Origin of the sequence: Methylobacterium sp. (assembly GCF_019745455.1) — a bacterium.
Taxonomy (GTDB): Bacteria; Pseudomonadota; Alphaproteobacteria; order Rhizobiales; family Beijerinckiaceae; genus Methylobacterium.
In genome coordinates this window covers 1-21514 of the sequence record NZ_JAIETD010000108.1, presented here as the reverse complement: position 1 = coordinate 21514, position 21514 = coordinate 1, and the positions used below count along the sequence as shown (strand labels likewise).

Sequence of the window (21514 nt, the reverse complement as noted above, 5' to 3'; positions counted from 1 at the left end):
CGCCATCCGCCTCACGTTGAAAGGCCAGACAATCTGCGCCTCGGCTTGAGAGGCATCCAGACCCCGTGAGCATTTACAAATGCTTCGAGCGGATCAGCACAAAGTGCGTGCTAGTGCGACAGATCTCAGCGCGGGACATCATGAGCTGAAAATACTTTGGCTCGATGTGCTTACCGCCTGCTTCAAGACAGTGGTTCATTGCCATACCTAGGCAGGTCTGGTAACACTGAAGACATGCGTCGATGCAGTGTTGATTTTCGGAAGAAACCTATTGCATAACAAAGTCCTCGATCATGTAAAACAGCCAAGATTGCGCTGTCGAGCGGTTGGTGCTGTTACTTCCTCCAAGTACGGGGGAGCGTCTGGTTCCAAGGTCTGAAAATCTGCTCCGACGCGCTGGCGCATCTCCTGCCTGACTTCGCCAGCAGCATCAAACTCGCTGGAGAGCGACTAAATGGGGGCTGGCCGGGTCACGCCAGCTTCAACACGTTAGCCAACCTGCACTCGCCTGTAGGATGTACGGCTCAGCGCAGACGTAGGCGACCACGAAGCCTCGTGGAATGCTATCCGTTTGTGGGTTGCAGCACGGGCTTGCAGAACTCGTCCTAGGGCCGTCTTGGCTGCGCCGGAGCAGCCGCACCGAAAAGGGTGTGCATGAATACCCGCTGTGGTCGCTAGGCGTCTTAAGATAAACGATCTGACAGCAAAAACCCAGGCGATTTGAGGCGCTTGGGTCTCGATTTCGCTATTCGTGGCTGATCAGTGGTAGCCGTGACCACCATAACCGTGGTCGCGGTAGCCATGACCACCGTAGCCATGACCGTGATACTCATCATCCCCATAGGCCTCAACGAACTGACCGTGGCCCCAACCGTGACCATAGTTCCCGTGATGCCTATTCCACCCACTGGAATGACTGTGGCCACCAAATCCGCCGCCATGTCCCCGTCCATACTCACCCGCTGAGGCGGTGGTCGGAACCAGAGACGCGCCGACAGCGGCAGTGCTCAACGCGAGGGCAGCAAGGGTGCAGCGCAGTGAACGAGTGATCATCATAACCTCCTACAAGTTGTGAGGGCCACCCACAGCAGGCGCCCTGAAAGTTGTTATGAAGGGACGGACAAAGGGAGACTGTGACGGAGATCACATCCATTGAAAAAAGCGAAAAAGACAGTCATCGGAAGCTGGCTAATTCAATTTGGTAAAAATTATCAACATACTTGCCGCCATTTGAAGGAAGCGTCGCCTCAGGTTTCCTATCACCCACAAGGCTGTGTAGTGAATTTTGCTCTATGCTAGATGGCTATGACTGACTGTCTGCAAACAGCCTGGGCGTGTCATGCGAGCCTTCGGATCATGATGCGGCTCATGGCGAGTTGCATCATGGCGACGACGGTGGACGGGTTCCTCTCGTAGTCTCGGGCAAGGCGGCGCGAACGCGACATCCAGGCGAAGGTTCGTTCCACGACCCACCGCCGCGGAATGACCTGGAACCCCTTCGGCTTCTCCTCAAGGCCGTAGCGCCATACCTGTCGGGCGGCATGGAACGGGATCTCGACCCGCCATCCGCGCTTCTCCTTGAGCCATTTGGAGAACGGGCCGACATAGGCCCTGTCGGCCCAGACCAGGTCCAGACGCGGCAAGGCCGATGGCGACGCGGCCTCGACCATCTCCCGCGCGCCGACCGTGTCGTGGACGTTGGCGGCGTGAACGTGGGCCAGGAGCAAGAGACCGGCCGTATCCACGAGGATATGGCGCTTGCGGCCGGTGGTCTTCTTGCCGCCGTCGTAGCCGCGTTCGGTCCCGCCGCAGCCGGCGGCGCGGGCTGTCTGCGAGTCCACGATGGCGGCCGTCGGCTCCTCGGCCCGGCCAGCCGCCGTCCGGGTCATGTCGCGAAGCGCAGTGTGAAGGCGCTGGAGGGTGCCGTCGTCGCGCCAGCGAAGGAGCTGGGAATGAACTGTGTTCCAGGGTGGGAAGTGACGCGGCAGCATCCGCCACGAACATCCGGAGCGGAGCAGGTAGAAGATGGCTTCCGCCATCTGTCGACGGGTCCACTTCAGCGGCCGGCCGGTGGTGGCGGGCGGCGGCATGAGCGGCTCCAGCACGAGCCATTCCGAATTGGTCAGATCGGACGGATACGGGCTGTTTCGTGCCTCGTTCATCGGTTGCTCCAAGGAAAACCTTGGCGCGTCAACGCCTTAGAAGGCAGGAAGCTTGCAGACAGTCAGTCACCTAGATCCATCAAACTCGGCGAAGAGCCACTTCAGTTGGGGAGGATCAGTCCGCGACGGCACCAAGGTGCCGCGCCTGAAGCGGTTTATCTTTCAGACCGCTTTGGGGCTCGCTTTTGTACAAGAAGATAACGATTTACTGAACCGACGTCTTTGGACAGCGGAGTTATTATTCTAATTATTTTTGCTCCAAATTCTGACGATATTTCATAGCCTTGTCTATTTTTAGGGAGTGTATATATATCGCCGAACGATAGATGCGCGCTATCTTTTTCGCCAAATGTAATAGTACAACCGCCAGATATAACAATGATGTTTTCTTCCCAACCCCTCCGAACCTGCAATTTTTGCGAACAGGTTGTTTTAATCTCTTCTACTTCAGCAGAAAGCGCTGGTCGCCCATTAAAATTTCTCCTTTCGAATTTGAAGCCTCCCGCTAATGTATTACTGTTTAAATCACTAGCAGCAGCCATCTGCTTCGGCTGCTTGTAAAAGAAGTCAGTGCTAATTCCGTAGGAAACAATAAGTTTTACGAATGTTTCAAACGATGGAGCTGTTTGCCCATTTTCTATTCTCGACATTATTGACTTTGAAATACCAGTTTGTTCATGAACGCTGTCATAAGTCATTCCAAGCTTGTTTCGATGGCGCCGCAAATTTACGCCAAAGATATGCAAATACTCCATCAAATCCGCCTTATTAAGCATCTCGCTAACCCACTTTTTACGATGATTGCACGGCTGGCAAGTCTTATTCTTGATTCAAAAACTATTGCAAAACATTAATTGATTTACAAATCATCATAGTCGAATCTTGTTCAGTTTTTGAATTTTTAGAAAGAAGGTAATTTCAATTTTTCAATAGCTCCTTGAAAAGAATTTACTGATTAGACAGGTCCTTGAGCAGGGCATCTACAACGGGTGGTGAAACCTGCAGGCCCACACCGCGCGCAACTTAAACTGCCAACGAGACGAGGCCTATCATTCGGAGCTTTGCCGTCTCAGTGAAGTGGCGATACGGCAACACTTTGGGAGAACGACGACCATGAGCACGAATCCGTGTTGCTTGAAACGGGGTGCTCGTTGAAGGTGAGGCAGCACGGGGGAAAACCCGGCGACGGTCCATGGCTCCGGTCGGATGCGATGGGGCGATACAAGACGAGCGGGCCGGTTTCGACCTTGGGGGTTGGTGCCGAGATCTGCAAATCCTTTGGTCTCGAAACTCTGGAGATAACAATGAGGCTCTTAAAGAGCTCGCTCCTCGGGTCTGTCGCGGGGGTTTTCGCGGTAGCTGGAGCGCAGTCTGCCGATCTGCCGGTCAAGAAGGCCGTGCCGATCGAATACGTCCGTGTCTGCTCGGCCTACGGCGCCGGGTTCTTCTACATCCCCGGCACCGATACCTGCCTTCGCGTCTCGGGCCGCGCCCGCTTCGAAGTCGGCTACGCGCCGACTGACAGCCGCACCGGCACGGCTAATGGCGATCTTGTTGGCTACCGTGGCCTCGCCCGCATCAACCTCGATGCCCGCACCCAGACCGGCTACGGCACCCTGCGCGCTTTCGCTCGTCTCGAGTTCGCCTCCCGCACCGGCTCTACCCAGGGTATCCGCTCTGGCACGCAGGGGCGTATCGGTAATGTTTTCGAAGCCACTGGCCAGGACCAGAACGGGCGCGTTCAGCAGTTCGTGAACACCGACAAGGCGCTCATCCAGTTCGCCGGCTTCACGGCCGGTCGCGCCTCCTCGTTCTTCGACTTCTACGCCCACGACTTCGAGATCCAGGCCAGCACGGCCGGTTCCGACATCCAGTCGACCAACCTCCTCGCGTACACGAGCAAGCTCGGCGATAGCGGCTTCTCGGCGACGCTCTCGCTCGAAGACCCGTTCTTCCGCCGCAACACAATCTACTCGCAGGAATTCGCCGGTCCGGCTCAGGGTCTGTCGGTGACAGCTCCTCAACGGGTTCTGATTTCGACGAGCCCGCTCGGCATCCCGACCTTCCAGACTGTCGACGTCTCGCAGCGTAGCCGCCTTCCCGACTTCGTCGGCGTGCTCCGCTACGACGCCGCCTGGGGTTCTGCGCAGCTCTCCGCCGCAGTCAAGGAGCTGAACACCCAGAACTTCATCGCCGGTTCCGCAGGCGCTAACGTCGGGACTCTGACTCCCGGTTTCGTTCTTCCGGCAGTCGGCCCGACCGCGCGTCCTAGCTCCGAGTATGGCTGGGCCGTGCAGGGCGGCGTGAAGATCAACATGCCGTTCATCGCTCCGGGCGACACGTTCTACCTCCAGGGTGCTTACGGCGAAGGTGCTGCACTCTACACCGGTATCACATCCTATAGCGGCAGCTACACCTCGCGCACTAGCGTCATCAACGGCGCTGCCTTCGATCCCTACATGTCGGATGCCACGCTCAACCCGCTCACCGGAAAGATCGAGCTTGCCAAGAGCTTCAGCGTCGTCGGTTCGTTCCTGCACTACTGGTCGCCTGAGTGGCGTTCGGCCGTGTTCGCCAGCTACTCGGAGAATGAGTTCGCCCGCGGTGCGCGTCAGAGAAACGCTCTCGCCTACAACGGCGCTGGAAACGCGACGTCCAACAACTTCACCGGCATCGTCGGCACGCGCTCCTTCGCGCTCGCCCCCACCCTTCGCGACAACTATCAGATCCTCGCCGGCGCCAGCTTGATCTGGTCGCCCGTCAAGGATCTCGATATCGGCGTCGAGGGTCTTTACACTAAAGTTGGTGTGCAAAGCGGTCGGGTGATCGACCAGACCCGCAACGCTCCCCTCACTGCGGCCCAGATCAACGCCGGCGCCGCTGTCCGGACGGTCACGGCCGACGACACCTACCAGGTCCGCATGCGCGTGCAGCGCGACTTCTAAGGTCCCGATCGTCCCGCCGCGGATCGTCCTGCGGCGGGACGCATGGTCGCTCAGGCCACGCAGAGTCTTCGAGATCCAACGACTTGACCCGGCCGCAAGGCCGGGTGTTTTCGCGTTTGGGCTGCATATATTAGCTTAGCTTTCACAATGACGCTGCTTGCCACCATTGGAGTAAAAAGTTGGTGTCAAACCGAGTCAAGTGGCGAAGTGGCGTCCTGAACTAGTTCCCTTATTGGCCGGACAGGGTCTCACATGTATGGAAGTGTGTGCCTATGACTGGTAATTACTCACCCGTGTGACGGCTGGCTTCAGGCGCCGACGGTTTTGAGGATGGTGCTGAAGGGGCTGCTGCCTGTGAGGCGGGCGGTATCGACAACGGTGCGGATGGCGGCTTCGCCCTCGGCGGCCTCGCCCTCGGCGGCCCACATCGCGCGGTAGCCGTTTGTCATCTTCCGCTGCACGACGGACGGCCGCAGCAGCCTTTCTGAACCGTTGTTGGTCGGTTCGACCGCGCCGGGGTGGGCGAGGAAGACGAGGAGCTGATGGCGAGCCCGACCGATCTTGGCCTGCAGGTCGCGGGTCAGGTCGCAATGGCTTGGCGTGGCGAGGATGGCGCCGAGCTGGCGATCCAAGGTCCGGCGCTTGGCGGCCAGCGTCGAGGTGGCCAGATCGGTGACGCGCGTAGCCAGGGCGAACACGGATCGCAGCCAGAGCTGCAAACGCCAGGGCACGGGATCATCGCTGGTCTCGACAACGTAGGCGACGTTACGGGCGAGATGGGCAAGGCAGGTCTGGTGCGCGGCCGCATGGCCCTGCTGGGCCGTGTAGCGGTCCGAGATCCAAACCGCCGGCCGATGCCCCTCCATCATCTCACGCACCACGACCGCACCCCGCGTCGGCGAAGCCTGATGGACGACCGCCTCGGCCGAATGGAAGACCCAATAGTAAGCGTTGCTGCCCTCGATGCGTACGCCCGTCTCGTCCGAGGCAACGACGGTGGCGCAGCGTAGGGCCGATACGGCGCTCTCGCGCCCAGGACGGAAGCGGCCCTGCGCCCGGCGGAGGAGGTTCATCAGCCCGCCCTGACTGAGCGTCAAACCGAACAGGTCGGATAGCGCCGCCTGCAGCCGCTCGTAGGACAGCGCCTGGAAGGTCTTCAGATACGTCACCACCGCATGCAGCCGTGGGCCGAAGGGCGTCCCGCGCGCTGCCTTTGGTGCCGGCGCGACGACCCGCACCCCGCAGGTCGGGCAGTGCACGGCCAGCCGCCGATGCAGGGTGACGGTCGGCGCCATCTCCGGCAACTCGATGTGCTCGGACACGCTTACGATCTCGGCGGGAAGATCCTCGTGCAGGGCGCCGCCGCAGCACGCGCAGCAATCCGGACGATGATCGACGACGGCATCGGGATCCTCGCTCATCACGCGGCTATGGCCCTCGCGCCCGGGCTTCGCACCGCCCGGCTTGGCCTGCTCGCGTCGCTCCTTGCGGTCGGTCGCAGGCGGCTTCGAAGACGTGAGCGAAGTCTTCTCCGGGCGCTGCAGCCGCAGCACCAGCTCGATCAGCTCCTCGCGACTCAGCCGCTCAAGATCGCTTCGGCTCATCCCACAAGGGAATCAGCGAAATCCGACCCGCGCAAGGGGGTGGGTAATTACTATGACTGACCCTATGGTGAGTTCTAACGACCCCCCTCGCGCCGAGCGCGTCGAGGTGATCACGTCCGTGCAGCGCCGGCGGCGCTGGACGACCGGGGAAAAGGTCGGCTCTTCGATGAGCGTATCTGTCCGGCAACTCCGTCTAGATCATCGCCTGGCGTCACGGCATCAGCGCCAACTAGCTCTTCACCTGGCGTAGGCCAATGGCGCGCGGTGCGTTCACGGCAGCCGGTGACGGCGAGGAGGGCCTCGACCACGAGATTGTCGCGCAGCATGTGCGAGGTGCGTCACGCAATTGCGGTCGCCAGAACACGCTTCCCCTGCTCGACGTACTCGGCCGTGATCAGCTTCAGAGCGGTCGTCTCGCCCGTACCTGCCAACCCCCTCAATGACAGCCAGCGGCGTACCGTCGGTCGCCGCCCGAGCGGCGCCGTGTTGCTCGGCAGACAGCCCGGCCACCGCGCAGGCGCGATCCAGCCGGGATTGCGGTATGTCGGTCCAGCTGCAATCCCTCAAGGTTCGGCTGAGCCTGAGCAGGTTACGCTCGATCGCCACGAGCTCGGGCGCGTAGTACAGGGCATGACCGTAGCTATCCTGCCTCAGGAAACGGAGCAAATTGCTGACCGCGAGACGGTGAACCTCGGCCGCGATGGGGTCGACATCAGAGATGGTATCGACCAGGTCGCTCGCGACGGCAGCCACTAGGTAGCGATACTCGAACACGAATGGGTCTCAGTGAGCTGGCCCAGTAGCACAGCGTTCCGCTCACCGATCATAACTTCTCGCTCAGCCGGGGACGGGACAGTAGAGAAACGCAGATCCCGCGTGAAGCCCTCACTGCCACGGCCTTTCGTCGGCGAGAGCGCGCTACTGCGCGAAGCAATCTGATTCGGCTTGATCTATTGGCGCGGAATCCACGGGTGACAGCTGTTGCAAGAACCGACGCCTCGGCTCTTGCCAGCGCATACTCGGCCAACCTCTCCTCGACTCTCGGCGGCGTGCAGAAAAGTACTGGTTGGCCGCGTTGGGCAGGGCTGGACTGGCCGATCCGACTAGCTCAAAGATCCCGTTCCGCCCTCTTACGGCGACGGCGTAGCCGACTTTCTGCAGCCCGGTCGCGAGGGTGGCATGGTAGAGGGCGCCACAGGTCATCTTGGCGGAAAAGATGGCCCGTCCATCGATGGCGTCATGAACGATCCGTTTGGCGCCTCAAGCGTCGGTCAGCACGGCTTGACCGAGATTAGCGATGCAGTGATGAATATGCAGGTTCCTTTCGGCCAAGACACAACTGTCGGAATGGGGCGCAGGTCGGGCCTCAGCCTGCTGAAACGCTGCGATGCTGAGCTTGGCTGAGACCAGGACGTCCGACTGTATTTCGTCACGGCATGGCTTTGGCCGTGCCCGACAACATCCTAGAGGAGAAGTGTGGCGCTGGTTTCACATCTTGCAACCAACAATGCCCTTCCGGCTGTAGAAGGTGAGCGAATTTTGGGGGTCGCAGGGATGCTTCCTGTAGTGACCTTCAACCAAACCAGCGCACTGCTAACTAGCTGTTTGGTTGCGGAACGTTGTTGGGATGCGGCTCGTTGGGCGATCAAAGCCTACGCTTGGCGGTTCGAGGGTGTGCGCCGCCGTGCTACCAGGAGGGCCCGCTGATGCTCGCCATCCATCCCAACGCCCGCACCACCCCGGTCGTGCGCGCCGAGATCGCCCGATCCTCCGAAGGCTCCAGCGTTCTGGCCCGGCGCTACGGCGTCTCTACCGAGACCATCCGCAAATGGCGCAAACGCGGCCCCGATGCTTGTCAGGATCGCTCCGCCCGGCCGCATAAGCTGCCCTGCCGTGCCAGCGATGAGGAGCGTGCCATCGTGTGCGCGCTCCGCCGCTCCACCGGCTTCCCCCTCGACGCGCTGACCTTCGTCGTCAGCCACTTCCTGCCGCATCTGAACCGGGACGCCGTCTACCGCATCCTCAAAGCGGAGGGGCTCAACCGGCTGCCGCCCGCCGAGCAGGCCCGGAAGCCGCACGGCACCTTCAAGGACTACGAGGTCGGCTTCGTCCACGTCGACGTGAAGCACCTACCCAAACTGCGTGACCGCGACGGAACCACCCGCAAACGCGACCTGTACGTCGCCATCGACCGCGCCTCCCGCTACGTGCACCTCGCGGTCAAGGATGACGAGACCACGGCATCGGCGGTGGCCTTCCTCACCGACGCACTCGACGCCTTCCCCTTCCGGGTCACCCACGTGCTCACCGATCGGGGCTGCTGCTTCACGGCCGATGCTTTCGAGGCAGCCTGCGAGCGGCACGGGGTGCAGCATCACAAGACGCGCCCCTACACGCGGAAGACCACGGATGAGGTTGAACAGTCCTTTTCTGCGCAAGCCGTGCTATCTTCCGTTGCCCACGGGTGACCGCGTGACGAAGAGCCGGGTTCGAGGTGCAAGCCAGGCCGCGCCGTCCTCATAGTCGCTCCTCCTTTGTGGCGCTCGTGGGCACCCGCCGACCGCGTCGGCTCCAGCCCTCGGTCATCCGCCGATAGGCAATCTCCGCCTGCTCGACGTGTCGCCGTTCCTCCTGGCGGGTTCGTGTCAGGTTGTAGGCGTAGGCGGTTCCCCGCTGGCCGCGCCGGGCGGGCTCACCCGAGCGCAGTTCCAGCTCCCGCAGCTTCTTGGCGTGCAGGGCTGGACGCACCCAGGCGTAATCCTCACCCCGCGTGAGCAGATGCCAAATGATCACCGCGAGCTTGCGCGCGACCGCCACCGCCGCAACGTGTGGTCCGCGGCGAGCCGAGACGCGCTGGAAGAAGGCGCGCAACGGTCCAGGTCCCCGAACCGCCTGCCACGCCGCCTCGACTAGCATCGTGCGTGCATGGCTTCGGCCCTGTTTGGTGATACGCCTGTGCCGCGGCTTGCCGGAGCCGGACTGATGCACGCTCGGGTTCAGCCCAAGATAGGCGGCCAGACGATCCGGGCCGGCAAACCGTGCGATGGGTCCGATCGCGGCGATCAGCCCGACCGCCACCACCATATCGATGCCCGGGATCGTCATCAGCCGGGTGACGTTGGCACCCGCCCGGGCCTCGCGCGCTAGCTCGCGCTCGACGACCTTCAGATCCTCACTCAGCCGGTCATACTCGCGCAGATGCCGGGTGACCGCATCGCTCTCGTCGGAGGGGAGCGTCTGGGCCAGTGCCCGGGATCGTCATCAGCCGGGTGACGTTGGCACCCGCCCGGGCCTCGCGCGCCAGCTCGCGCTCGACGACCTTCAGGTCCTCGCTCAATCGGTCGTACTCGCGCAGATGCCGGGTGACCGCATCGCTCTCGTCGGAAGGGAGCGTCTGGGCCAGCAACCAGGTCCGCCCCCGTGGCCCGAACAGATCAGCGTGCGGACAAGGCGGTACGAGATGGGCATGCAGGATCGACTGCACGATCGTCTTCAGTCGCGTCCGCTGCCGCACGATCTGGGTCCGGCGCGTGACCTGGCGCCGTAGCCCGAGCGTGGCCTCGTCCTGAATCCAGACCTTGGGCAAAAAGCCGCTGGCGTAGAGGCGTGCCAACACGGTCGCATCGATCACGTCGGTCTTGATCCGCGCCTCGGCGATGAGACGCACCTGACGAGGGTTGGCGATCACCACCCGACCGACATGCGGCCGGATCACCTCGGTGACCGCGCTCGCATTGCCGGTCGCCTCGACCACAACGTGGTCGTCGTGCGTCAGCCTTTTGGCAAACGCCGTCAGGTGAACACGCGTCATCCCGACCCGGCCCAGACGCCGGATCGTCCCGTTCTCCAGCATCACCGCTTCAGCAAAGACGTGGTGGATGTCCAATCCCACAACTCGCATGAGCCTGCCTCCTCGTGTCTCGATCACGGGAGCTGGCGGGCAACACGGCAACTACGGATCCGCGCTCGCAGCGCATCCGGGCGAACCGCAGGGGCGGCCAGATAACGGCTCGGGCTCGCAGCACATGGTCTAAAGGTCGGCCTGCCCGCACTCACGTGCTCCCGGTGCCCCTCATCCCGGATGGGCCCGCCACACCGCCGATCACATGATCAGCGGAACGTAAGGGCACCGAGGCCATCTTGCCTGATAATGGCATGGTCGAGCGCTTCAACGGCCGGGTGCAGCGGGAGGTGCTGGGCATCATGATCTACTGCCACGCCGACCTGGAGATCGTGCTGCGCGGCTTCAACGCGGCCTACAACGGTCGCCGTCAGCGCGTGCTCAAAGGTCTCTCGCCCGAGATGGTGTTGCGCCAGCGTCTCGAAGCTGATCCCACGCTGGCCAATCCCACCTACAGACCGCCCAGCTCAAGTCTCATCAAACGCGCCCTTCGCATCGTCGCAGACGCCAAGGAGGTCTCGCATCCAGACACCTAGGTCATAAATCATCTAGTTATTTCAATGATGTAGGTGTTCGTAGTTTTATTCCGCATGGCGCGCCAATCTTTTCAAAAACTTAACTGCTTGCCACGGCAAGTCTAGAACAATGGGGCTACAGCCGGGCTACAGCGCGATCAGTGCTAACGCCTTCTGCCGAGAGTTGCCGAAGCGGCGGTGAGTAAGTCCGCGAGCTGGGCGATCGGGTATCATGGCCTGATAGAGTCGGCGACTAGGGGCTCCTGCCCATGAGTTAGGACACAGATCGAGCGGGGATCGCCGTGGAAATCCTCGGCGCAATCTATCGACAGCCAGGCGTCCATATTGTCACGCTGCCACCTGGAGTTCTGGGACACAAATCGGCGCGAACACGTGCGCGACGCTGGCCCTTACCGTTCGTGACGGGGCGATCATCGCCGAGCGGGTCCAGGTTCACGCTCGGCGACGTTCCATCGTGGTCGAACTCTTCAACGTCGCCGAGCATCCGCCAGCGATCTACACGGGCGCGGCGGACGCGCTCGAAGGCGCCTCGCTTAGCCACCAGATCGCTTGATGGGTTTGCACCAGCGCGTCTGGGGGCCTAGCGACTGCTTTCGAATCGATCCAAGCATGATTTCGGGCTGCGAGATGCGGGACCATTCCTCTGGGACCTTTTCGACCACCGATGCGGTCAATATCCGCGGGGTGCTCTTCGCCGAGATCGTCTCGATCACAGTGCACGGGCCGCAGGGCTGGCGATCCCGGTAAAGGGCCATTCGTGTGGCAGGTGTGGCTACCTGTATGCACCTGCGCAGTGTTGACCCGAGTGCCTGGCTTGCTGCCGGCGACGCGACCCCTACAAGCTACAAGCCGAGCGACGTTGCCGACAAGATTGCAACGCGCGTCGCGAGCCTGATTGATTCAGTACCGTAGAGGCGCAGACATAGTCGCATGCACGTAAGCGTTCTCATCCCGAAAGATCGGTTGCGGCTCGACGCAGCACTCGATTGGTTTCACACGGGACACCGCGATCACTCGGGCGTCGACTGGATCGCCGTGCGCGCCCGGCGCGACCATCCGGTGCGCGCGGCGCTCGCAGATGGGACGCTCGAATCCTGGCTCCTGACCGAGGAAGGGCATCAGGTCAAAGTCCCTCCTGCACTCTGGGCGGGCCGATTCTTATGGTCGGAGGCCTATTCCAGTGCCCTCGTGAGCGCTCGCGTCGGCGATCAACACATCTCTGGTTATCTAATCGTCGACGCCAACGCGTTCACGACTCTTATTGAAGCCGGCGATGCGGCTGCCACTACATGGTCTGCGCCTAGCTCGTCTGCCTACGTGCCGCCCTATCTTACCTACATGCTCACAGTGGCCAAACAGTTCGATCTAACAGAAGACTACAATTTTAGCCGCGAACTATTGGCGGCCTGGATCATGGACAATTTCGGCGATTTTCCGGCCGAATTGACTATGAGCAAGAATAAGGCGCAGATGATGGCGACATTCCTCAGCAATCCACGCTTCGAGCCCGGCGGGAATCGACCAGCCGTGCCGCAGGGCCGAGACCCTGACCCCCGCAAGCCCTTCAACGGCGTCTCGTACACCACCAAGTCGCGTCGTCGCCTCTGAGCGAAGTGGCGAACCCCTGACCGGTTTGGCCTCGCTGCTTCGCCTGTTTCAACGCCCACCCGCCGCAGGCACCCATTGCGCGACAGGAACGCCACTCCGGCGTCTTGAGGCGACGCAATGCCCGTAACACGAACCATCCCCGACTTTGCGGCGCCGCGCGCGCTGTCACCGCTCGATACGACCTTCCTGACGCAGCGCGAGGCCGCCGCTCTACTGCGAGTGTCCGAGCGCACTCTTGAGCGCCACCGGCTGACCGGCAGCGGGCCCGCCTTCGTCAAGCTCGGCCGGCGCGTTGTCTACCGCGCCGCCGACTTGGTGGTCTTCGCTGAGGCTCACACTCATCTCTCGACCTCTGAGTTCTCCGCGTGATCTCCGCAACCTTGACCGGCGCCGTCGGTGGCGACGCGATCGACGACAGCGCGTGGTTTGAGAAGTTCGCCCCCCGCGCTTGGGCGAACGGCTACGCACTTTTCCCTGGCAATCGCAGGGGCAAGGGGACTCGGGAGAAGGGGTGGACCGCATTCGGGACCACGCTGCCCAGCGAAAAACAGATCGAACGGTGGGTGCGCGTCGTGCCAGCCCATAGCGTCGCGCTCGCCTGCGGGATGATCGTGGCCATCGACATTGATGCAAAGGACGCCGCGACCGTGGAGCGCATCGCAGACCTGGCTCGCGCTAGCCTCGGAGCCAATCCGCTTGTGCGCGTCGGCCGTGCGCCGCGCCTGGCGCTGATCTACGCAGCCGCGCCCGGCCATGCCGTCACCACACGCCGCCTCGGCATCGTCGAAATCCTTGGTCGCGGCGCCTATCTGGTAGGCTTCGGGCTGCACCCGGGCACCGGATTGCCATACCGCTGGATTGGCCCATCGCCAGCCGAATTGCCCTTGCGAGTCCTACCGGCCTGCACGGCGGAGCAGGTGGAGGCTTTCGCGGTTGCCATCTCGACCGAGATCACCGACCCGGCTGGAAGCCTTAGCCGATCCCCGTTCGGCAACGCCCATCCGCGGCAGGCATCGCTGGCGTCGAACATGCCGCCTCCCAATACAGAGCTCGCGTCGCGCTACGTGCGAGACACGTCCGGCCGCGTCGTCGACCAGCGCGACGCGTTCCTGCGTGACTTGACCTACGGCGCCTACGGCGCCGGCTTTGCGACAGCCGAGCTTATCGCAGAGGAGGCGTTCGCGCGATTCAGCGCGGCTGCGGACCTGGCCCGTCCCAAGCGCGACGGCGTCCGGCCATGGAGCAAGGCCGATGCACTCTCCAAAGCTCGTGCGCTCCTGGCCAGTGGGAAACCCCGACCTCCGCTGCATTATGGCGCAACCGACGCGGGAGCTACTGCGGGCTTCTGGACGCCGAGCCGGAAAGAGGCCTTCCTGCACGCGGTCAACGCGGCCGGCGCCGCGGGCTCGCTGGCGCCGTCCACCGTCGCCGTGTCGGCCGCAATGCTGACCTACGTGCGTGGCGACGGCTCGGCCTTCGCCAGCGTCGACACGATCGCGGGGCGCCTCGGGCTTACCCCAGACACGGTCAAGCGGGCACGGCGCCGACTGCTGGCTGCCGGCTTTTGGTCAGCGGAACGGGTTCGTGGGGGGCGAGGACACCTCGCTCACTACCGACCGATCGCTGCCAGCCTCGCGGCGGCAGATGCGTCCAACGCCGCAGGAAACAGTGACCGTTCTGCCCACCCGAATAACCAGGGAGGGGAGATTCACGACCTCTCCGGACAAGCCTCCTTCTTGATTTCCAAAAAAGAAAATGGAGACGAAATATGAGTGGAAAGTCGGAAAGGGCGATCCCGGGTACCGCGCCCAACGGATCCGGGTACCACGGCGGGGCGGTCTCAAGTGCCGCAAGCCCGCGCGGCCGGTCCAAAGCTGCCTCATTGCCGGTCACCCCACGCGTGCGGCGGCTCGATCCCGCCCGAGATCTGCGCGAACTCGTGCTCTTCATGCGCTTGCCCGTATTCGCATTGGCACCCGGCCGAACCGAAGATTTTCACGTCGTCGGTCAGCGGAATGGTGCCCCGATGCGGATCTCGGTCAGCGCCACCTCGGCCAGCGGCGGCCACGCCACCGTTGCCGACGCCGAGGCGCTGATCCCGCTGGTCGCCGAACTCATGGCCCTCAAGAACGAAGGACAGCCGCTTCCGCATAGCCTCGCCCTTCGTCCGTGCGACGCCCTCCACGCCCTTGGGCGGCCGCGCGGCGGGCGGCAGATCAATCTATTGGCCGCCGGCTTCGTTCGCCTCATGGTGATCACGATCAGCATCACCGACGCGGACGGGACGCGCACTTTTAGCCCAATCGAGCACTTCGAACGGCCGCCGGCTGGGCAAAGCGGTCCTTGGCAACTCACCCTGGCCACCGATCTCGTGGCGGAGGTCGAGGCTGGCCGCGTACTCAAGGTCGACCATGCGGCCTTACGGCTTACTGGCCTTGCCCGCCGCCTCTACAGCGTGGTCCGCGTCCACACCGGCCACGGGGACGGCGTTTGGCGGGTCGATCTCGGCGTGCTCGTCCGCCTTTGCGCCTGGCAGGGAACTTGGCGCAAGTTCCGCCGCCGCATCGCCGACCTTGCCACTGCCCAGGCGCTGCCCGGCTTCATCCTCACGGTGGCGGATCAGGATGGGCGTCCCGTCTTGACCGTCGCACGAGACGTATCCTCCCGGCTTGCGGCCCACGCCGACGCGCCGACGGCGAACCCGTCCGACGGCGGCGACTTCAACCACCCCGACTACTGCTACTCCGACGCACCGGTCTCATCGGCGCCGGCTGCCGCGCTGCCGGAGATCCTTTTCGACTTCGACGACGAGCCCGCGCCAGCCGCCGCGCTGCCGGAGATCCTTTTCGACTTCGACGACGAGCCCGCGCCGGCCGCCGCGATGCCGGAGATCTCATTCGTCTTCGACGACTTCGACGACGAGACCGCCGGGCCGTGCATCTGAAGCACGATCTCCCAACCCCCCATCCTGCACACCACGAAAGGTCACACCCATGTCCCTCTCTGCTCCGTCCTCTTCCACGACCAACCCGTTCATCGAGGCCGGCAGGTCCATCCAATGCAAGGTACGTCTCTCATTGCATCTGGGGCCGCACCTGCTTCGATCCGTACGTGCCTTCGTCGCCACGTTCCCGGCCACGGACGCCGGCATCGCCTCAGGCTCGCGGTGGGCACAGGGCTCGCCGATCCTGGCCGATTGCGTCGATTGGGACGCGACGCGGGCGGCGGAGCCTGAATCAGAAGCCGTCGCAGCGCTTGTGAAGGACATCCAAGTTCAGCTTGCCGCAGGAGTCCGGCCGGAAGTCGAGCTTGTTGATCTCCTCACCTTCATAATCGCCACCTCGCCCGTCGCCTCCGATCCGCTGAGCCGCGAGTTCCTGGCGCGGTTGGACAACGACGCCGGCCTGCACCTCGATCTCGACTTGACCGACCTCGCGGCGGTCGAAGAGTTCAGCGCAGCAGCGGCATCTCTCGTCTGCGCGTTCGAGTTGGGCAACGGGCTGAACGCCCGCCAAGCCTTGAACAAGTTGCTCAGCTTCGTGGCGACCAAGCCGGCAACCTGAGCGTCTTCTTCGCGGACGCGCCTAGCGCGACGCGCAAGTCCTCGGGGTGGCGTCCCGCTGGGCGCCGCTCCCCGTATTTGATCGACAGCGCCCCTCACTCCCCTAACTTTGCAATCGAAGGTACTTCGTATGACGAACGGTCTTTGCCCCACGGCTCATGGTCCACGAACGGTGTCTCCCACGCCGCAAGCGTCCCGCCGTCGTCGCGGCAGCCGCGCCTTGGCCTACCATGAGGCCGGACACGCCGTGTCGGCGCTCTATTTCGGCAACGGCCTTGATCACCGCCGTGCCTCCGTGACCGTGCGCGCGCGCTTCCCGATCAACACTCCGTTTGTAGGCAATGGTAGCCACGGGCGCTGTCGCGTCGTCTTCAGTGATTGGTTTGGTGACGAGACGGCGCGAGCCGTCACGGCGTTAGCTGGGCCCCTCGCTGAAGAACTGGGCGCCGGCACCTCCTTCGAGTACGCGGACGACGCCGAACTTTATCTTGCCTGCGAAGACGCCGTCATGGCTTGGCCGCAAGAATTTTGGATCGCCACCGACATCTGCCAATGCGCCTACACCGTACTGGCTTTTCGTGGCTCAATCGAAGCTGACGATCTCGTGAAGATCATTCGTAGTCATGAAGCTACGGCGCGCGAGCTGCTGGCGCGGCCGTTGATCTGGGCTGCCGTAGTGCGGCTGGCGAACGCGCTGATGGAGCGGCACAGCCTGAACGGTGGTGAGGCCGCCGCCGTCGTCGGTGCCGAGATCATACACGGTGTGCTTCGTCGGGACTGACTGTCACCTTCATCGGCAACGCTGCTTAGCCCCGAGGGCCGCTAGGCACGTCCGCCGCATCACCTCCTCGCAACCCAATCGTCGCTTCAAGCCGCCGGGCACCGCCCCTCGGCCATCGCTGACGGCTGTTCCGACCATCGTTCAACCTAGGAGTCTACCCATGAGCATCATCGTGTACGCCGACGGCGGCTGCAGTCCCAATCCCGGCCCGGGCGGCTGGGGTGTCTTCATCCGCACTCCCGAGTTCGAGCATGAACTCTGCGGCGGGGAGGACGACACCACCAACAACCGTATGGAGCTGACGGCAGCAGCCCGCGGCCTCGAACACTTCCCGCCGGGCACGCGGATCGAAATGCGGTGCGACAGCCGCTACGTCATCGACGCCATGACGCGATGGTTGCCGGGTTGGAAGCGGAAAGGGTGGCGCACCACCACGGGTCCGATGGCAAATCGCGACCTCATCGAGCAGCTTGATGCCCTGACCGCAGACCGCATCGTCACATGGACGTGGGTTCGGGGGCATGCAGGCGACCCCGGCAACGAGCGAGCCGACTACCTCGCTGAGTGCGGCCGCCTCGGGGCGCGGCAGGGCCGCGCGCAGGCGACGCCGACTACGACGCCGAATACTGTCCCGGTCGCGCCGTCGCTGTCGATGACGTTCGACACTACGCTAAGTTTGCGCATCATCACGGCGGCCGCTGCGGCCGGCCTCGCTCCCCAGGCCTTCGTCGAGGGGCACCTGCACCGCAACCTTCAGCCGGTTGATCGGCAGCAGGCCCTGAGAGGAAGCGAGATCGAGGGCACGGACTTGGATCTCGACTTCGGCTCTTTGATACTTGCGCCCTGCCTGTCTGACTGCGAATGACACCTACCGTTGCATCGTCAGGACCTGAAGGGCCTCGGGTCAGCACGACTTCCCGATGCCCTTCAGCTACGACAAGGACAGATCTTTCGCCCTGTTCCACCTGATCAGGGCAAGCTTTCGATGACTTCCCCAGCGAGCACGCCGCTCGCCAGGTGGCGCAGCAACTCACTAGCATCGATCGTCTTCAGGAGGGCACGCAGACGCGACTTGTCAGACAGGTCAGCGAGAATCAGGTCTGCCGCCTGCTGCGCCGCGCTCTGGCCTTCGCTAAGCTCCACCACCAGCTTCGGCACCAGGATCACAGGCTTCTTCTTGCGGGAGCGCTGCTGTTCGCGAACTTCGTCTCTGAGGCTCTGGATCTCTTTCAGCGTCGGCTGCTTTCCGTTTTCGAGATCTTCCAGCACCGCATTGCGAACCTTTCGAGGGGTCGAAGGTGAAGCGAGCATACAAATTGACGACGCCGGTAACTTACTCGCGGTCGGGTTCTTCTCACAGAAAGTTGCTGCGCTCATGTAGCGCTGTGCCGAACGGATGTTCCAGTTGAAGTGATGCTCAAGCCATTCCGCGAACGTTCCGCGCTTGATCTTCTTCTTGGCGGCCAGCAGCTCTCCACCGATCTCGATGGTAGCGTCACCTCTCTTGTCGAGATGTAGCTTGATACGGTCAGCATGCCGCCGCAAATCCTCATTGTCAGGACCTTCCGGCGCCGCTTCGTCGTTTTGAACCTCAGGTAGGCTTTCCTCTTCGGCGATCGGCGTGATCGGCTCAAATTGCTCAACGGAAAACGTTTGCGCATGCGCTGACATGTTCGTGCTCCATGCCGGCTCTAGCGCCGACATGGAATGTAGTGAGGAGCGACCAAAGTCGCTTAGCTTGGCCGTAAGATTTCTGCTCCAAGGACTAAAATAATCGCTTTGGAGCCCTTCGGAGGCAGACTCGCCCTGTGTCGTGCCAAAATAGCGGGCGTTCCAGTCAAATGGGGACAGGTCCGCCACCGATAATTCTGAGCCAAAAGAACACGCGGTTTCTACCCTGTCGCCGCTAAGCTCACTTAACCTCACGTTGGTGGCAACGCGCAGATCTTGATCTCGCCGTCTTCTCGTCCTGAACACGATGGCTTCGATGAGCGAGAATGGGAATTAGGGTCTGTTGCGGCCTTCCGATCGTTCGATCTGAGATAGAGTTCGCGTCACGCGGTCGCCTTAACTCGCCATCCAATGTCGTCGGAGCAAGCGGCGGTCCATGGCTGATCTCAGTCACTGAGTTCACCGGTCCAGTTTTAGGCCCGTCATTTCTGTTTTCATCGGCAGGCGATCGGAGCAACGGGCAGATACGACAACTTGTCGTATTTGATAGCGGCATGACGGGCAACGGCCCTCGGCAGCCATCCAACGCTAGTAGTTTCGGCAGAAAAAAGCGAAAGTGACCAGTTGGGCTGTCGATTGAGCTGGTTTGGGGCTAGATACAAAACAGGGATGATAACTGTCATCGCCACCGGAACGTGAGCGGATGACGTACTCTGCCGCTGTGCTGTCGTAGGCTTCCTGGTGCGGACGACGTAGGTGTCTGCCCTAACAGTCAGATAGGCGTACGCTTCCGGTCGCCGTGCGGCAGCCGCATCTACCTCTGTGCGTCATCAGCAAGCTCTAAGTCCTGCCCTGCGCGTGTGCGTCAGTTCGCTCGTCAACACGAGCCGACTGCGAAAGTGCGCTTTGTAGATCTCGGCGAAGTGTCGGTAGTCGCGGCTGCGGCCTGAACTTCTGCAGGCTCGCACGAAGAAGGAAGCAGGTCCGCACCTCCGCGGGCATCTGGAGCTTCCCGCGCATGCCGACTTCACCCACACCATCGTCCGCTGCACCACGCGCTACCTCGCTCGCTATCCATCATGCTGGACAGGCTGACGTCTCAGCGCAGCCCGTCCGCGCCGTGTGCACCGAGACGCCGCTGCGCATCGTCCCCTTCGTTCCGGAAGCAGTTCTGCATCGGTATCACGCCTTCGTTGCTTCTGACGGTCGATTTACAAGCGCAAGTCGGCTCCTGGCTGCCCTTTGGAGACAGGATCAGGGTTTACCCTTGGGCACCTACATTCCCGAACCGCGTCGTGGCTCACGCCAGACCCAACCTTCGTCCCTCTTGCCGAAACTGACCCGCCTCGGCTCGCGGCTGTCTCCGGCCGCAGCACGGGCGGGGGCAACCTTCCTCAGCCCCGCCATTGCCAGCTACGCCCGCCAAGCGCTGCTGTTCCGCGAGGTCGGCAGTCTCTGGGAGGAAGGCCGGCTCTGGGGCAACCTTCTCAGCAGCCAAGCGATGACGCTTAATCTGCTGGCGCCGATGGCACTCGACCTCGACTTCGCGACCGCAGTCTGGCGCATCTTGCTGCCAAGCTTCGTCCACCAGGTCAGCGCCGTCCGGTTTGAAACTTCGCCGGGACGCCGGGGGCCAGAGTACTTTGGCGACGGCACCGCCTTCGACGTCCTTCTCGACGTCATCACGCCGGACGGAGAGCCGGCCTTCGTCACCATGGAGGTCAAGTACGTGGAGGGGATGACTGGCCTGGTGCCACCGCCGCGTCCCCGCTACAAAGAGACCGCTCGCGAGAGCAACCTCTTCATCGATCCTGAAGCCACGCTGCTGACCCAGCCTGGCTTCGAGCAGCTGCGTCGTGAGCACGTCATGATCCAGCTTATGGTCCGACAGGGCTTGGCCGCCCGCGCCCATTTCATCCTGCTTGGCCCCGCGCTGAACCGGCGGGTCCACGCCGTCGGCAAGCTCTACGCCGACCAGCTCCAGCCAATCGATCCTGATGCTGGCTCCGACAAAGTCGGTTTCAGCACGCTATCGTTAGAGGCGGTGGTCGCCGCGATGACAGCGGCGGGGGCGGGCGAGATCGCGACGGCCTTTTACTCTCGTTATCTCGACGCCAACCGTGTCGTACGTTGCGTCCTTGACACCCCGCTTCCGAGGCTTTCATCGTCAAGTCCCGCTCAGCGTGCGGGCTGCGCTTCAGCACCGACTGCCCCTACTGCTCTGACAGTGGCTTCCGCAAAGAGCACTCGAACGCGGCAACCGGACTGACGTGCTGCGTTCGGGACGTAGCCGACGCTTCGATCCAAGGCAGCACCGTCTTCTCTGTCCACTTCAGCCCGGCATGGGGCGTACCTTCGTGAACGCGTTGGGACGCCCGTACGCCGCCGTCAGTACCGTGGCGGGTTGGGCCAGGACCAACAGAACCATGGCCGTGGGTGACCGCCTGAGCGCCTTTGGGACCGCATCGACCACAATGGCGCCGGTCCGACGAGACCGGCGTTAAAACCAGCAGAGTGCCTTCGTCGCGGAGTACCTTAGGCATTTCATCAAAGTCGGTCACGTCGTGAGCAACGCTACGAGTTCTAACGCAGATTTTCGTCGCGACGCGCTGGCGAAGCTGGTCGAAACGGTCTTTATACGACCGCCCCCGTAGGGGATGGAATTCCCTCTCTCCCTCTCTACCCGCCTGCCTCTGCGGCTATCGATGTGCTGCGGCAGCCTCTTACTCGCTTGCCGCGCCGCG

At 62.6% G+C, this 21514-nt stretch carries 16 protein-coding genes and 5 pseudogenes; 13 read left to right on the top strand and 8 right to left on the bottom strand.

Annotated features, from left to right (window positions below):
• Positions 1–79: 79 nt before the first annotated feature.
• From K2Y56_RS19760 to K2Y56_RS19750, 3 genes and pseudogenes are all read right to left on the bottom strand, one after another.
• Positions 80–244, bottom strand: a pseudogene (locus K2Y56_RS19760) (four-helix bundle copper-binding protein); the annotation flags it as partial.
• Between the two features lie 1093 nt (positions 245–1337).
• The gene (locus tag K2Y56_RS19755; RefSeq protein ID WP_292511534.1) at positions 1338–2162 is read right to left on the bottom strand and encodes an IS5 family transposase; all 825 of its coding nucleotides are present in this window, start codon (positions 2160–2162) and stop codon (positions 1338–1340) included.
• A 155-nt stretch (positions 2163–2317) separates the two neighbouring features.
• Positions 2318–2938: a helix-turn-helix transcriptional regulator gene (locus tag K2Y56_RS19750; protein WP_292511531.1), complete on the bottom strand. Its 621-nt coding sequence runs from the start codon at positions 2936–2938 to the stop codon at positions 2318–2320.
• Positions 2939–3466: 528 nt separating this feature from the next.
• Here K2Y56_RS19750 and K2Y56_RS19745 point away from each other — a divergent pair.
• On the top strand, positions 3467–5107 hold the full coding sequence (locus K2Y56_RS19745) for a porin (protein ID WP_292511528.1): 1641 nt from the start codon (positions 3467–3469) through the stop codon (positions 5105–5107).
• Between the two features lie 308 nt (positions 5108–5415).
• Here the strand turns inward: K2Y56_RS19745 and K2Y56_RS19740 are convergent, their stop codons facing one another.
• Positions 5416–6711 (bottom strand): IS66 family transposase, encoded by a 1296-nt coding sequence (locus tag K2Y56_RS19740; RefSeq protein ID WP_292511525.1) that lies wholly within the window; start codon positions 6709–6711, stop codon positions 5416–5418.
• 324 nt (positions 6712–7035) lie between these two features.
• Between K2Y56_RS19740 and K2Y56_RS19735 the strand changes: the two genes are divergently transcribed.
• Entirely contained in the window at positions 7036–7467 is a 432-nt protein-coding gene (locus K2Y56_RS19735; RefSeq protein WP_292511522.1) for a hypothetical protein, read from the top strand.
• A 162-nt stretch (positions 7468–7629) separates the two neighbouring features.
• Here the strand turns inward: K2Y56_RS19735 and K2Y56_RS26585 are convergent, their stop codons facing one another.
• On the bottom strand, positions 7630–7914 hold the full coding sequence (locus tag K2Y56_RS26585) for a hypothetical protein (protein ID WP_366849165.1): 285 nt from the start codon (positions 7912–7914) through the stop codon (positions 7630–7632).
• On the opposite strand from K2Y56_RS26585, the gene K2Y56_RS19730 reads away from it, so the two are divergent.
• The gene (locus tag K2Y56_RS19730; protein WP_292511519.1) at positions 7891–8115 is read left to right on the top strand and encodes a hypothetical protein; all 225 of its coding nucleotides are present in this window, start codon (positions 7891–7893) and stop codon (positions 8113–8115) included. The genes K2Y56_RS26585 and K2Y56_RS19730 overlap by 24 nt on opposite strands.
• 302 nt (positions 8116–8417) lie before the next feature.
• Positions 8418–9134, top strand: a pseudogene (locus K2Y56_RS19725) (DDE-type integrase/transposase/recombinase); the annotation flags it as partial.
• 94 nt (positions 9135–9228) lie between these two features.
• On the opposite strand, the pseudogene K2Y56_RS19720 reads toward K2Y56_RS19725, so the two are convergent.
• Both K2Y56_RS19720 and K2Y56_RS19715 read right to left on the bottom strand, forming a co-directional pair.
• Positions 9229–9957 (bottom strand): annotated as a pseudogene (locus K2Y56_RS19720) (IS110 family transposase); the annotation flags it as partial.
• A 55-nt stretch (positions 9958–10012) separates the two neighbouring features.
• Positions 10013–10612 (bottom strand): annotated as a pseudogene (locus K2Y56_RS19715) (transposase); the annotation flags it as partial.
• 248 nt (positions 10613–10860) lie between these two features.
• On the opposite strand from K2Y56_RS19715, the pseudogene K2Y56_RS19710 reads away from it, so the two are divergent.
• From K2Y56_RS19710 to K2Y56_RS19675, 8 genes and pseudogenes are all read left to right on the top strand, one after another.
• A pseudogene (locus tag K2Y56_RS19710) lies at positions 10861–11148 on the top strand (IS481 family transposase); the annotation flags it as partial.
• A gap of 930 nt (positions 11149–12078) precedes the next feature.
• Positions 12079–12756, top strand: a complete 678-nt coding sequence (locus K2Y56_RS19705; protein WP_292511516.1) for a hypothetical protein — start codon at positions 12079–12081, stop codon at positions 12754–12756.
• 117 nt (positions 12757–12873) lie between these two features.
• Entirely contained in the window at positions 12874–13125 is a 252-nt protein-coding gene (locus tag K2Y56_RS19700) for a helix-turn-helix domain-containing protein (protein WP_292511513.1), read from the top strand.
• The gene (locus K2Y56_RS19695) at positions 13122–14528 is read left to right on the top strand and encodes a bifunctional DNA primase/polymerase (protein ID WP_292511510.1); all 1407 of its coding nucleotides are present in this window, start codon (positions 13122–13124) and stop codon (positions 14526–14528) included. The genes K2Y56_RS19700 and K2Y56_RS19695 overlap by 4 nt, the downstream gene beginning before the upstream one ends.
• Complete coding sequence (locus tag K2Y56_RS19690) at positions 14525–15700, top strand: replication initiator protein A (RefSeq protein WP_292511507.1); 1176 nt, start codon at positions 14525–14527, stop codon at positions 15698–15700. The genes K2Y56_RS19695 and K2Y56_RS19690 overlap by 4 nt, the downstream gene beginning before the upstream one ends.
• Positions 15701–15749: 49 nt before the next feature.
• Entirely contained in the window at positions 15750–16319 is a 570-nt protein-coding gene (locus K2Y56_RS19685; protein WP_292511504.1) for a hypothetical protein, read from the top strand.
• 246 nt (positions 16320–16565) lie between these two features.
• Entirely contained in the window at positions 16566–17099 is a 534-nt protein-coding gene (locus tag K2Y56_RS19680) for a hypothetical protein (RefSeq protein WP_292511501.1), read from the top strand.
• A 160-nt stretch (positions 17100–17259) separates the two neighbouring features.
• On the top strand, positions 17260–17964 hold the full coding sequence (locus tag K2Y56_RS19675) for a ribonuclease H (protein ID WP_292511498.1): 705 nt from the start codon (positions 17260–17262) through the stop codon (positions 17962–17964).
• Between the two features lie 104 nt (positions 17965–18068).
• Here K2Y56_RS19675 and K2Y56_RS19670 read toward each other — a convergent pair whose 3' ends face one another.
• On the bottom strand, positions 18069–18770 hold the full coding sequence (locus K2Y56_RS19670) for a DUF3102 domain-containing protein (protein WP_292511495.1): 702 nt from the start codon (positions 18768–18770) through the stop codon (positions 18069–18071).
• Positions 18771–19788: 1018 nt separating this feature from the next.
• Here K2Y56_RS19670 and K2Y56_RS19665 point away from each other — a divergent pair.
• Positions 19789–21039, top strand: coding sequence for a hypothetical protein (locus K2Y56_RS19665; RefSeq protein WP_366849158.1), 1251 nt, complete (start codon positions 19789–19791; stop codon positions 21037–21039).
• The last annotated feature ends 475 nt before the right edge of the window (positions 21040–21514 follow it).

What these genes read in the sequence shown, in the direction of transcription:
- K2Y56_RS19700 (WP_292511513.1), top strand. Translation starts at nt 12,874, where the DNA reads ATGCCCGTAACACGAACCATCCCCGACTTTGCGGCGCCGCGCGCGCTG.
- K2Y56_RS19740 (WP_292511525.1), bottom strand. Translation starts at nt 6,711, where the DNA reads ATGAGCCGAAGCGATCTTGAGCGGCTGAGTCGCGAGGAGCTGATCGAG.
- K2Y56_RS19665 (WP_366849158.1), top strand. Translation starts at nt 19,789, where the DNA reads ATGCCGACTTCACCCACACCATCGTCCGCTGCACCACGCGCTACCTCG.
- K2Y56_RS19735 (WP_292511522.1), top strand. Translation starts at nt 7,036, where the DNA reads ATGTGCGAGGTGCGTCACGCAATTGCGGTCGCCAGAACACGCTTCCCC.
- K2Y56_RS19750 (WP_292511531.1), bottom strand. Translation starts at nt 2,938, where the DNA reads ATGCTTAATAAGGCGGATTTGATGGAGTATTTGCATATCTTTGGCGTA.
- K2Y56_RS19755 (WP_292511534.1), bottom strand. Translation starts at nt 2,162, where the DNA reads ATGAACGAGGCACGAAACAGCCCGTATCCGTCCGATCTGACCAATTCG.
- K2Y56_RS19690 (WP_292511507.1), top strand. Translation starts at nt 14,525, where the DNA reads ATGAGTGGAAAGTCGGAAAGGGCGATCCCGGGTACCGCGCCCAACGGA.
- K2Y56_RS26585 (WP_366849165.1), bottom strand. Translation starts at nt 7,914, where the DNA reads ATGACCTGTGGCGCCCTCTACCATGCCACCCTCGCGACCGGGCTGCAG.
- K2Y56_RS19730 (WP_292511519.1), top strand. Translation starts at nt 7,891, where the DNA reads ATGGTAGAGGGCGCCACAGGTCATCTTGGCGGAAAAGATGGCCCGTCC.
- K2Y56_RS19675 (WP_292511498.1), top strand. Translation starts at nt 17,260, where the DNA reads ATGAGCATCATCGTGTACGCCGACGGCGGCTGCAGTCCCAATCCCGGC.
- K2Y56_RS19685 (WP_292511504.1), top strand. Translation starts at nt 15,750, where the DNA reads ATGTCCCTCTCTGCTCCGTCCTCTTCCACGACCAACCCGTTCATCGAG.
- K2Y56_RS19745 (WP_292511528.1), top strand. Translation starts at nt 3,467, where the DNA reads ATGAGGCTCTTAAAGAGCTCGCTCCTCGGGTCTGTCGCGGGGGTTTTC.
- K2Y56_RS19705 (WP_292511516.1), top strand. Translation starts at nt 12,079, where the DNA reads ATGCACGTAAGCGTTCTCATCCCGAAAGATCGGTTGCGGCTCGACGCA.
- K2Y56_RS19670 (WP_292511495.1), bottom strand. Translation starts at nt 18,770, where the DNA reads ATGTCAGCGCATGCGCAAACGTTTTCCGTTGAGCAATTTGAGCCGATC.